General features: G+C 45.5%; 13 protein-coding genes. 8 read left to right on the top strand and 5 right to left on the bottom strand.

Annotated elements, in window-relative coordinates:
• From gldE to mutY, 3 genes are all read right to left on the bottom strand, one after another.
• Positions 1–1188, bottom strand: a 1188-nt coding sequence (gldE, locus tag VIM87_RS15345; RefSeq protein ID WP_331997842.1) for a gliding motility-associated protein GldE, incomplete at its 3' end; no start/stop codon positions are given.
• A gap of 153 nt (positions 1189–1341) precedes the next feature.
• On the bottom strand, positions 1342–1797 hold the full coding sequence (locus tag VIM87_RS15350; protein ID WP_089907311.1) for a single-stranded DNA-binding protein: 456 nt from the start codon (positions 1795–1797) through the stop codon (positions 1342–1344).
• A gap of 97 nt (positions 1798–1894) precedes the next feature.
• On the bottom strand, positions 1895–2959 hold the full coding sequence (mutY, locus tag VIM87_RS15355) for an A/G-specific adenine glycosylase (protein WP_331997843.1): 1065 nt from the start codon (positions 2957–2959) through the stop codon (positions 1895–1897).
• 384 nt (positions 2960–3343) lie between these two features.
• Here mutY and VIM87_RS15360 point away from each other — a divergent pair, with 384 nt between their 5' ends.
• The 3 genes from VIM87_RS15360 to VIM87_RS15370 all read left to right on the top strand — a co-directional run bounded on the left by VIM87_RS15360 (position 3344) and on the right by VIM87_RS15370 (position 6539).
• Positions 3344–3631 (top strand): HU family DNA-binding protein, encoded by a 288-nt coding sequence (locus tag VIM87_RS15360; protein ID WP_029464490.1) that lies wholly within the window; start codon positions 3344–3346, stop codon positions 3629–3631.
• A 24-nt stretch (positions 3632–3655) separates the two neighbouring features.
• Positions 3656–4504 carry a tetratricopeptide repeat protein gene (locus VIM87_RS15365; protein ID WP_331997844.1) on the top strand — a complete coding sequence of 283 codons (849 nt, stop codon included), beginning with the start codon at positions 3656–3658 and terminating at the stop codon, positions 4502–4504.
• 484 nt (positions 4505–4988) lie between these two features.
• Positions 4989–6539: an Rne/Rng family ribonuclease gene (locus tag VIM87_RS15370; RefSeq protein ID WP_331997845.1), complete on the top strand. Its 1551-nt coding sequence runs from the start codon at positions 4989–4991 to the stop codon at positions 6537–6539.
• Between the two features lie 193 nt (positions 6540–6732).
• Here the strand turns inward: VIM87_RS15370 and VIM87_RS15375 are convergent, their stop codons facing one another.
• The gene (locus VIM87_RS15375) at positions 6733–7059 is read right to left on the bottom strand and encodes a cupin domain-containing protein (RefSeq protein ID WP_331997846.1); all 327 of its coding nucleotides are present in this window, start codon (positions 7057–7059) and stop codon (positions 6733–6735) included.
• Between the two features lie 152 nt (positions 7060–7211).
• Here VIM87_RS15375 and VIM87_RS15380 point away from each other — a divergent pair, with 152 nt between their 5' ends.
• On the top strand, positions 7212–8867 hold the full coding sequence (locus tag VIM87_RS15380; protein WP_331997847.1) for a L,D-transpeptidase family protein: 1656 nt from the start codon (positions 7212–7214) through the stop codon (positions 8865–8867).
• 146 nt (positions 8868–9013) lie between these two features.
• Here VIM87_RS15380 and VIM87_RS15385 read toward each other — a convergent pair whose 3' ends face one another.
• Positions 9014–9394, bottom strand: coding sequence for a RidA family protein (locus VIM87_RS15385; RefSeq protein WP_089907323.1), 381 nt, complete (start codon positions 9392–9394; stop codon positions 9014–9016).
• A gap of 120 nt (positions 9395–9514) precedes the next feature.
• On the opposite strand from VIM87_RS15385, the gene VIM87_RS15390 reads away from it, so the two are divergent.
• The 4 genes from VIM87_RS15390 to VIM87_RS15405 all read left to right on the top strand — a co-directional run.
• Positions 9515–10177: a 3-hydroxyacyl-CoA dehydrogenase family protein gene (locus tag VIM87_RS15390; RefSeq protein ID WP_331997848.1), complete on the top strand. Its 663-nt coding sequence runs from the start codon at positions 9515–9517 to the stop codon at positions 10175–10177.
• 5 nt (positions 10178–10182) lie between these two features.
• Entirely contained in the window at positions 10183–10860 is a 678-nt protein-coding gene (gene tsaB / locus VIM87_RS15395; protein ID WP_331997849.1) for a tRNA (adenosine(37)-N6)-threonylcarbamoyltransferase complex dimerization subunit type 1 TsaB, read from the top strand.
• 428 nt (positions 10861–11288) lie between these two features.
• Entirely contained in the window at positions 11289–11540 is a 252-nt protein-coding gene (locus VIM87_RS15400; RefSeq protein WP_198315147.1) for an ArsR/SmtB family transcription factor, read from the top strand.
• Positions 11541–11740: 200 nt separating this feature from the next.
• Positions 11741–11971: MBL fold metallo-hydrolase (locus tag VIM87_RS15405; protein WP_331997850.1), on the top strand; the 231-nt coding region annotated here is incomplete at its 3' end.

Below are 11971 nucleotides of genomic sequence, written 5' to 3' on the forward strand. Positions count from 1 at the left end.
TTTTACATGCTCAAAAGTATCGGGCGGAACGTTCATAATGCGGCAAACATCGTTCAGCATGGTCTTTCCTTCAAACACGTAGGTGAAGTTATCTACTTTGCTATAGTTAAATTCTTCCTCGTCAAATTCATCCTTAATATCGCCGATCACTTCCTCCATAATATCTTCCAGGGTTACAATACCGCTGGTGCCGCCAAATTCATCCACCACTACGGCAAAGTGCATACGCCGGGTCTGGAACTCTGTCAGCAGGTCCTCTATCAGCTTGTGGCCATGCACAAAAAAGGGCTGGCGCATTACCTCATGCCAGTCAAAACCGGCGGTTTTGCCCAGGGGGGGCAGCAGGTCTTTGGTATGGATAACCCCTACAATATTATCCAGGTTGCCTTTATACACCGGCAGGCGGGAGAAGTGCAGGTCTGCCACCTGTTTGGCTATCTGTTCAAAAGAGCTGTCATATTCAATACCGGAAACATCCAGGCGGGTACGCATGATCTGCTTCACCGTAATGTTGCCGAATTTGAGAATGCCTTTCAGAATATTTTTTTCCTCCTGGGAGGTGGTCGGGTCTACGCTCAGCTCAATGGCTTCATCTATTTCCTGGTAGTTCACGGCGCCGCCGCTTAAACGGTGAAACAGGCGGCCTTCTATGCTGGCGCTCATATCTACAAAAAAATCGCTCACCGGCTCCAGTGTAGCATGTATAATGCTTACAAACCAGGCAAAGTAAGTGGCAAAGCGAATGTTGTTCTGCGCTGCCCATACACGGGGCAGCACCTGCCCAAAGAACAGGAGTATAAAACAGATCACTGCTATCCGTACTACCAGGGAAACTACCGGCAGGGTTTGCAGGTCTTCCATTTGGGTAATAAGGTAGTTGGTGACCATTATAAAGGCAATGGCCAGTAAAATGCCGGCTATTTGTAAAGATGCCAGTAATGATTTGGGCTTTTCCAGCAGCTTGGTAATGAGCTTCCCGCTGGTGTTCTGCCTGGTTTTCAATACGTTCAGGTCCTTGTAGTTGAGCGTAAAAAAGGCAACCTCAGCACCGGAAACTATAAAGGCCAGTAATAATAATATAAATATTACCAGCAAGTAAATAACCACGTTGGGCGTGGCAATAGGGGGTGCTGCAGCCTGTAGCAGCAAAGGCGTGCCGGAAAAAATGCTTGCCGAATGGAACTCCAAAATATGTTCAACTTTAGGTCAAAAATAAGGGGAAAGTAGACCCGTTATTCATCGCGGATTGCTTTCCCTTATGCAAATATAAGGTAATGTCCCAATTGGGACGGTTATAAAAATACGTAATATTTTTCATGGATAATGGAGTGAAGCCCAATTTTAGAAGGGCAGATCGTCTGCCGGTTCACTCATGGAAGGAGGTATTTCCATATTGGGGAAATTTTCGCCGGTGGAACTTCCGGTGTTGCTATGGTGGATGGCATGCTCAGCGTTGTTCAGGTCCATGCGTTTATCCAGCATAACCAGGTTATCGCCCACTACCTCTGTAGCAAACTTCTTGTTGCCTTCCTTATCTTCCCAGCTGCGGGTACGGAGGCGTCCCTCAATATATACCAAACTGCCTTTGTGCAGGTACTTTTGTGCCAGTTCCGCTAATCCGCGCCATAAAACCACCGTATGCCACTCTGTTTGCGAAATGAGCTTTCCAGCCCTGTCCTTAAAAGTTTCAGTCGTAGCGAGAGAGAATTTAGCTACCGCAATATTGCCTTCCAAAAATTGTACATCCGGATCCCTACCTAAGTTGCCAATCAGGATTACTTTATTAACACCTCTCATAGTTGTAGGATTTAATCTATTGATGAAATGTTCTTCTATAAACAACCTCTTTAAAGTTAATGTTTTTTTCCAATCGACGGATAAATTTTTATAAGTGCTAAAACAATCCCAGCGACTTATTCTGCAGAAAATCCGTGATGGTTTTCGGGAAGGCATAGCTGTTCAGCCGGGCACGGGGAACCGCCATGTAGTGCGCCAGCTCAGGGGCTTTGGCCGCTGCTAGTAAAATGAACTGACTGTAAATGGTTTGGTGTGTCAGCTGCTGTTTGAATGCAGGGGATATACCCTGTATAGTGTATGGTATGTTGTGCATCACCTCCTTAAAAGCGGTATATGCTTCCAGCTCATTTGCATTTACAGGTCCCGGCATTTCTATTAATATAAACTCATGCAGGTTTTGCCATATATCATTCTCCGTACGTTTACGGATATACAGCTGGTCTTTATATTCCAGCACTATATAATAGAAGTATCTTTTCTTAATGACCAGCTTTTTGGTCTTTACCGGCAGCTGTGCCACCAGCTGTTGTTTGAAAGCCACACACCTGGCAGATAAGGGACATTGCTGGCAGGCCGGCTGCTGCGGCTTGCACACTACCGCCCCAAAATCCATAATGCTTTGATTATAAACGGCCGACTGGTCATCGGGCAGCAAGGACTGCGCCAGCGCGGCAAACTCTTTTTTGCCGGCGGTACTGTCCACCGGGGTATGAATGCCAAAGTAGCGGGCCAGCACGCGGAACACATTGCCATCCAGCACGGCATGCGGGCTGTTAAAGGCAAAAGAGGCAATAGCGGCGGCGGTGTAAGGGCCTATGCCTTTCAGGGTCTGTATCTGTTCATGGGTATCAGGGTATTGTCCCTGGAAAGTATCCACGATCTGCCGGGCGGCGGCCAGCATATTCTTACAGCGGGCATAGTAGCCCAGGCCCTGCCACATCCGGAACACTTCCTCTTCGGGGGCGGCGGCCAGGTGCTGCACGGTAGGGTAGGCAGTGGTGAACTGCTCGTAGTAGGGCAGGCCCTGTTCTACGCGGGTTTGTTGTAGTATAATCTCTGATAACCAGATCTTATAGGGGTCTTTAATACCTTTCCAGGGCATGGTGCGGGTGTTTTGTTCCCGGTTCCAGGCCAGCAGCTGCTCCGTAAAAAACTTTTTCATGCGCTGCAAATATAGAAGTTGCGGTGCTAATGTACTGATATGCTGCAGGAGGGGTATTAATATTTATCCGGGATTTAGCTAAAAAGCGTAAAAAAAATAATCTGATATGAATATTATTTTTTGTATATTCGTTACTCAATGGTTTTGTGAAATTTTGAATTCAGGGGTGGCAACCATTGGAAAGCATGGAGCACACGCATCTGGCCCATTTCCCAAAAGGGCTTTTTGCAGGGCCTTTGAGCAGTGAAACGCGTCAAAATAAGCAGGTTATACGATTGGAAATAATTAGTATAAAGAAAAAAGATAAAATTTATCTCGCTTAAAATCAGTAATTATAATTTTTTTATATATTTTTGAGACCTTAAGTAATCCTCCGCTTCAATTATGAGAAAAGCTGACTTGATAAACAACATTGCTGAAAAAACCGGCATCCCCAAAGTAGATGTGTTAGTGACACTCGAGGCTATGTTTAAGGAGGTAAAAGAAGCGCTTGCTAATGGCGAGCACATTTACATCCGGGGTTTTGGTAGTTTCATCACTAAGAAAAGAGCCGCCAAGATTGGCCGTAACATTAAGAAGAATGTGGCTGTGGAAATTCCAGAGCACTACATTCCAGCCTTTAAGCCGTCTAAAGAATTTGTTGCTGAAGTAAAGAAGCTCAAAAGTTCTTAATTTTGCAGCCTAATTCATTTAGGCATGCAAAAATCACAAGTTCTCCTGGTAGGTACTGCTGTAGCATTACTCGTTGTATTGCTGGCATTTGGCCGTACCCTACCCCGGCCTGATAAGAATGCTATGCCCACTGTCAGCCGCCCTATGGGCGGTAACGGACAGGAAGTAAAACCCATCTCATTCAGTGAGCTGCTCGCATCTGCCAAGCAAAAGGTCCCTGCTGAAAAGCTATTGCTGATCAATTCCTGGGAGAATAAAGTGGTCAGAGGCGATGTGAAGAACCAACAAATAGCCGCTTACAAACAACTCTATTCCGCCTGGGATAGCTTAAATCAATTGCCTGTAGCCGCGTACTACCTAGGCCAGGCAGCCAAGTTGGAAAATTCCGAAAAAAGCCTCACCTTTGCAGCCAATTTATTTTTGGAGCACCTGCAGCATGCCCAAGAGCCCGGCGTAATGAAATGGGAGGCCCAGGAGGCCATAACGTTATTGGATCAGGCCATCAACCTGAATCCCGGAAACGATTCCCTGAAGATCAAACAGGCGCTGGTGTATATGAACACCGGAGAACCTATGGTTGGCGTACAAAAGCTAAGGGCGCTGGTAGCAGAACATCCTGATAATATAGAGGCCCAGGTAACACTGGCGAACCTTGCTATTACATCAGGGCAGTACGACAAAGCAATTGAGCGAATGGAAACATTGCTCCAAACGCATCCGGATGAAGCTAAAGCCTATTTTGTGCTGGCCGAAGCTTACAGGGGCAAAGGAGATGTGAAGAAGGCGGTGACCTTGTTTCAGAAATGCAAGGAATTACTAAAAGATCCGGAACTCAAGGCAGAAATAGACGGTTATATTAAAAGCATTCAATAATATTCTATTATTAAACATTTAAAAACTTATTAAAGTATGCCTTGCGGTAAGAAAAGAAAAAGACATAAAATAGCCACACACAAGCGTAAGAAAAGGTTAAGAAAGAACCGGCATAAGAAAAATAAGAAATAAGTATTTCTCCTGTTTCCCGCCATTTATACTTAACAGGTATATGGCTGACGCGTGATCGCATATTTTCTTTATATAGCCTGCATGATCCCGGCAATGATTATTTAATTGTGAATTGCTCTCAATTTATTAAATTGCCGATGTCATGCAGGTAATTTCCCTTGATCCCGCAACAGCATTCCCGGATATCACCTGCAGATCACTAAACCCTTAAGCAATCCATCATCACGTATGTGACGAAAATGCTGATTGTGTTATACAGTTGGCGATTTTTTGGTATGCACAGTTAGTTGTACCACCAACAACAGGCATTTCCAATTTTAGGTGAAGTTATAATGGTAAAAATTTTGGACGCTTGAATAAGGAACTTATTATAAATGCGGCACCCACCGGTGTAGAGATAGCGTTGCTGGAGGATAAGAAGTTAGTGGAGCTGCATCACGAGAGCGGCAATCCCAATTTTGCAGTGGGGGACTTGTACCTGGGAAAAGTTAAAAAACTTATTCCGGGCCTCAATGCAGCTTTTGTAGATGTAGGCTTTGAAAAAGACGCCTTTCTGCACTACACGGATCTTAGTCCCTATATACGTTCTATCCTTAAATTCACCCAGCAGGCCATCAGCGATAAATCCCCTGAAGGATTTGATTTTACGAAGTTTAAGAATGAACCGGAAATAGTAAAAACCGGTAAGATCACTGATGTGTTAGGCGGTAAGCCCAACATACTTGTTCAGATATTAAAGGAGCCCATCTCTTCAAAAGGCCCGCGCCTGAGCTGCGAAATTTCTCTTCCCGGAAGATTTATTGTGTTAACACCCTTTAATGATATTGTTGCCGTATCTAAAAAGATACACTCTTCCGAAGAAAGAAAACGCCTGCAGAAAATTGTAGAAGCTATTAAAACGCCCAACTTTGGCGTAATAGTGCGTACCGCAGCTGAAGGCAAGAAAACAGCAGAACTGCATGAGGACCTGACCACCCTGGTAGAAACCTGGAAGAACATACAGGCGAACCTGCGCGGCGCACAGCCCCCGCAGAAAATACTGAGCGAACAGGCAAAAACCACCAGCATACTGCGCGACCTGCTGAACGAGAGCTTTAACCGTATAGTAATTAACGATAAGAACATTTACTCCGATACCCGGGCTTATATCCAAAAAATAGCCCCGGAGAAACAGGATATTGTTACTTACTACCATAACGGCGCACCTATATTTGATCACTTTGGCATTACCCGCCAGGTGAAAGCTTCTTTTGGTAAAACCGTGAACCTGGATAGTGGCGTATACCTTATTATTGAGGCTACAGAAGCGCTGCATGTGATAGATGTGAACAGCGGTTACAAAAGTTCCAGCAACAACCAGGAGCAGAACGCCCTGGCCAGCAACCTGGAAGCAGCCGCTGAAATAGCCCGCCAGCTGCGCCTCCGCGACCTGGGTGGTATTATTATCATTGACTTCATTGATATGAAGCTGCCGGAGAATAAGAAGGTGGTATATGAAGCTATGGAGAAATTCATGGCCCAGGACCGTGCCAAGCACACCATTCTGCCTATCTCCAAATTCGGCTTAATGCAGATCACCCGCCAAAGGGTAAAACCGGAAGTAACAATCTCTGTTGCGGAAGATTGCCCGGCCTGTAAAGGCACCGGCAAAATAGGCGCCTCTGTATTAATTATAGATGATATAGAAAAGAACCTGCACTACCTGATCAACCATCAGCATAAAGGATTAACCATCCGCGTGCACCCCATCTTATTTGCCTTTCTTACCAAAGGCTTCTTAACCAGCAAACAATGGAAATGGTACTTCCAGTTTAAGAAATGGATCCGGATCAAGGCGGATACTAACTACCACCTGACAGAATACCGCTTCTTTGATGCAAGCGACGAAGAAATAAAGTTATAATGTGCAAATATGCAAATGTGCAAGTGTGCAAATGGAGTTCCGTTTGCACATTTTCATTTTAGTACGTTACTGATTGCAGGCCCCTGGCTGAGATAACCTTCACCCCCAACAACAACCAGCACATTAGCATATCAGCATATCAGCACATCATCACATTCTATTCATCTGCATATCCGCACATCCGCACATCTCCTCATCTATAATCCTCCCTTACCGGGCAAAACGTATCAATGATCTTACAGGTAGTAATAGCCTTACCGCCATGCAGGGTGTTAGGGGGTATCAGCAGGGTATCGCCCTGGTTAAGGGTATACACATTATCGCCCAGCTGCATTTCAAAAGTGCCTTCTGCAATGTAGGTGATCTGCTCATGTATATGCTGGTGTATGGGTGATACAGCGCCTTCCGTAATTTCCCAGAAAGCCAGCGTGCTTTTTTCCCCGTGTACAAAACGGCCTGTGTGCCCGGGTACGGTTAGGCGCCCGGGAATGTCTTTTACAGATTTAGGTGCAGGTAACATGGGTCAAACTTATTTAAGTGAAAATTGTTTTAAAAATAACCGGATACCGGGATTTTACCAAACCGGCGAATTAAGGGCTACGTATATTTGCGTATAGTGTTCATTTCCTTTAACACGGTTTGTTACGGACATTTTTAAATCCACTCACGCATATGCAGGTACGAAATTTACGCTTTCTGTTTGGTATTGCATTAATATTATGTATAAACGCCTGCCGGCAGTCCGGCGCAAAAGGCCCGCTGGGCCGCGATTCCACCCACTATACCGGGCAGGAGTACCTGGACCGTATGCTGGACAGCAATACCCTGCAGGGATTTTTAAAAGCAGATTCTGCTTACCATGCCTATAGTGATCAGATCCGGAACTTTTACAGGAAGCGAAGCTACCACTATGCCTGGATCTCTAACGAAGGCCGCTTAACAGAACAGGCAGGCAACTTCCTGAACATGATCAGTAATGATGAACCGGCAGGTACACCGGACAGTAAGATCGTAAACCCTGCGCTTAGAAAATTATATGACCAGGTAACACAGGATAGCAACCGTGTAGCCGCCCGCGATATTACCACGCTGGAAATGATGCTCACAGGGCAGTTCTTTGCCTATGGCAATAAAGAATGGGCCGGCATGACGGCTGATACGGCCAAAGACCTGGAATGGTTTATACCCCGTAAAAAGCTGGACATTGAAACCCTGCTGGATTCCTTAGTGCAGGAGCCCAACAATACGTTTGAGGAGCCCGTGAACCGTTATTATATTACCCTGCGCAGCGCATTGAAAAAACTGGTGGCTATGGATGAACATTACCACTGGGATTCCATTCGTGCAGATAAGAAACTCTATAAACAGGGCGATTCCGCTGCGGTGGTCAGCACTGTAAAGAACCGCTTATATGCCTGGGGCGATCTGAAGGCGGCAGATAGCAGTGCATTTTTTACCCCGGCATTGGATACGGCTATACGAAAATTCCAGGAGCGTATGGGGCTTACCGTGAATGGCACTATCCAGCAGCCGGTACTGAATGCACTGAATGTATCCCTGCAGCAACGCATTCAGCAGATATTGCTGAACATGGAGCGTATGCGCTGGATCCCGGTAGATCCCGGTAAGGAGTACCTGCTGGTGAACATACCTGCATTTAAATTATATGCCTATGAAGAGGGAAAGCTGGCCTGGAGCTGTAATGTAGTAGTAGGCAAGCCCGGCGCGAGCACGGTTATTTTTACACGCCCTATGCAGTTCATTGTGTTTAGCCCGTACTGGAATGTAACGCCCAGCATAATAGCGCATGAAATATTGCCGGCCATCAAACGTAACCCCGGTTACCTGGCCCGCCAGAATATGGAAGTAGTGGGCGCCAGCGGTAAAGTGATACCGGCAGGCAGCATTAGCTGGAGTAAATACAGCGGCAACAATTTCCCTTACATCATCCGGCAGAAGCCCGGTGGCGCAAATTCCCTGGGTAAGGTAAAGTTCCTGTTCCCCAATGAGTATAACATTTACCTGCATGATACGCCTTCCCGCCATTTGTTCGGGGAAACCAAACGTTCCTTCAGCCATGGCTGTATCAGGGTAGGGGAGCCGCAGCACCTGGCAGAGTGGCTGCTGCGTAATGATCCGGCGTGGACAAAAGATAAGATCGTGAAAGCCATGAACGCAGCTAAGGAGCAATATGTACCCCTGAAAAATAAGATCCCGGTATTTATTGGCTACTTCACAGCTTATGTTGACAGCCAGGGCCAGCTAAACTTCCGCGATGATGTGTACGGGCATGACGCCAGGTTAGCCGCGCAGCTGTTTGGAAAGTAAATCCAATGTGCAAATATGCAGATATGCAAATGTGCAGATGGGTGCATCATGCATTCACGGTACTATTTATGCATAAGCACTGTAATGGATAGTATTAAGCATTCATCATCTGCACATATGCATATCTGCACATCCGCACATTAAATCTATTTCGCTGCAATCACAGAGATCTCCACATTCACCGCTTTGGGCAATGCAGATACCTGTACGGTTTCGCGGGCAGGAAAATGGCCGCTGAAGTATTTGCCATACACTTCATTCACCTGCGAAAAATTATTCATATCGGTAATGAAAATGGTGGCTTTTACCACATCGCTGAAATCCATATGAGCAGCGGAAAGTATATGTTTAATGTTCTGCATCACCTGGTGTGTTTCATCCATAATGTTTTCCTTTACCAGCTGGTTGGTTTCCGGGTGCAGGGCTATTTGTCCGGATACAAACAACATATTGCCGGCTTTAACGGCCTGGTTATATGGTCCTATGGGCGCAGGGGCATCCTGGGTATTAATGATCTGTTTTTCCATAGCGCAAAAATAGTAAAGATGAATGATCAAAAATGACCGGTGCTGCCGGCTCATATATGCTAAAATGATTAGTTGTTTGTTTTTACCCGGAATTAAATACGTTTGCAAAAACTTTTGAACATGAACATCCTGGTAGTAGGCGATGCCGCCCGTTACGAAGAATTGCAGCAGAAAGGGCTGGGCAGCCACCGGGTACGTTGGGTGCAAAATTTAGATATTGTAACTTTGCCCGGCTCATTCGACCTGGTGATAGACCTGGTGCTGGATGATGTGCTGAGCCATGCAGCTGTTTACGCAAAAGCGCCGGCTGTGCCGGTGCTGGCAGGACTGGCAAAAACATCGCTCAGTGAGCTGATGCATGCATATGCATTCAGCTACGGATTTAATATAATAGCCTGTAACTGGCTGCCGGGCTTTATTAACCGCCCGGTTACGGAAACGGCTATACTGGATGAGGAGCAAAAGCCCGTGCTGGATAGCCTGATGCAGCAGCTGGGCTGGCAGTACGCGCTGGTGCAGGATAGTGTAGGCATGGTAACGCCGCGGGTAGTGAGCATGATCATTAACGAAGCATATTACACTACAGAAGCAGGCACCGCCACCCGCTCAGCTATTGATACTGCTATGAAGCTGGGTACCAATTATCCCTATGGGCCATTTGAGTGGGCCCAGCATATAGGTATTAAACATGTGTATGATATATTAACAGCAGTGCATACTGCTACCGGCGATGAACGGTACCGCGTATGCAGCCTGCTGCAGCAGGAAGCGCAAAAACAATAACACCCTTGGCAATTATATTAAATATAGATACGGCTACGGCCACCGGCTCAGTAGCGCTGTCAAAAGATGGCGTAGTGCTGGCTATGCGTGAGAATACACAGGAGCGCGATCATGCGGCCGTTCTTACCTTATTTATCCAGGAACTATTACGTACGCAAAATATATTACCTGCGCAGCTGGATGCTATTGCGGTAAGCGCAGGACCCGGCTCTTACACCGGTTTGCGCGTAGGGGTAGCCACCGCTAAAGGATTGTGTTACGCCTGGAATAAACCGCTGCTGGGCATTTCTACGCTGCAAATGATGGCGCAGGGAATGATCAGTGCAACACAGGATATGCACGCGCTGTATTGCCCGCTGCTGGATGCACGCAGGCAGGAAGTGTATACCGCTTTATATAATGCGCAGCTGAATGAACGTATGGCTCCGCAGGCGCTCATATTAACAGCCGATGCATTTAAAGAGGTGCTGGATAAAGAGAAGATCTATTTCTTTGGAGATGGCAGCTTAAAGTGGCAGCAGCTGATGCCAGCACATAACAATGCTGTTTTTACATCTTATCATATCAGCGCCGCGCACATGGTTCCCTTATCAGAGGCGGCTTTTCAGCAGCAACAGTTTGCAGATGTGGCCTATTTCAGCCCCTATTATCTGAAGCCGTTCTATACACCTGCAAAAGGGTAAAAATTCCTTTTTTACCCGGTTTTTTACTGTTTTTTATCCTTTTTCAGCCCCTGTTTTTTGTCAGTTTTAGTATTTAGCCCCTTTCTTATGCACTTTAGCCTCCTATATTCGTGCTAGAATGTCACAGAATTGTCAAATAACGCTATTTTAGCACATAACGCCAATTATATATGAAAAAATAAGGTATAGAAGTTTTTTTTATTGTGACAAATATTATAATTTTGTATAAATCGATACCCGGTACTGTTTTCTAACAGTTGTGGGTTGAAAACTGTCCGTTGATCCCTTTCATTTCATCATTTTTAAAAAACTATTATGCGATGGAAAAAACATTATTAACGACCTCTTCTAATACTCTTATTATTTCTAGAGGTAACAATGAAAAAGACCAAATCAAATTGGATTACATTGCCGTTAAAAAGGCAGCTATGGTATTGCGTGCAATTAATCATAAGCTGCGCCAGCAAATGATAAAGCTGCTGGAAGATCACAAGAAAATGACCGTAACAGAGATCTACGTAAAGCTTCGACTGGAGCAGTCCGTAGCCTCTCAGCACCTGGCTATCTTACGCCGGGCCGGCATTGTAATTACAGAGAGAGATGGTAAATTTATCCACTATACTATCAACAAGCAGCGCATTGCTGAAGTGGCAAAGTTTGTGGAAGAACTGGTTGGCTAATTTTAGTAAAAAGTAAGAATAGCCCTTACCGGAAATTATACCGAATTGAAAAGTATCCGCCGCAATGGTGGATACTTTTTTTATATATACCGATTATCCGGAATGATCATTTTACCTTGAATGTTAAAATAAAGTAATACCCTTAAAGCCCCTGTTCAGTAAACCCCCAAACCTTCGTATTTTTGCCAAAATCAAAAACCATGTTCATTAAACAGTTATATACTAATTGTTTGTCGGAAGCTGCGTACTTCATTGCTTCTGATGGAGAAGCGGCCGTTATAGATCCGGTAAGGGATATTGATGCTTACCTGGACCTCGCCAAAGAGCAGCAAGTCACCGTTAAGTATATTTTCGAAACGCACTTCCACGCAGACTTTGTTTCAGGCCATCTGGATCTGGCAGCTGCTACCGGCGCTAAGATCGTATATGGT

This window comes from Chitinophaga sp., from assembly GCF_036569125.1.
GTDB lineage: Bacteria > Bacteroidota > Bacteroidia > Chitinophagales > Chitinophagaceae > Chitinophaga.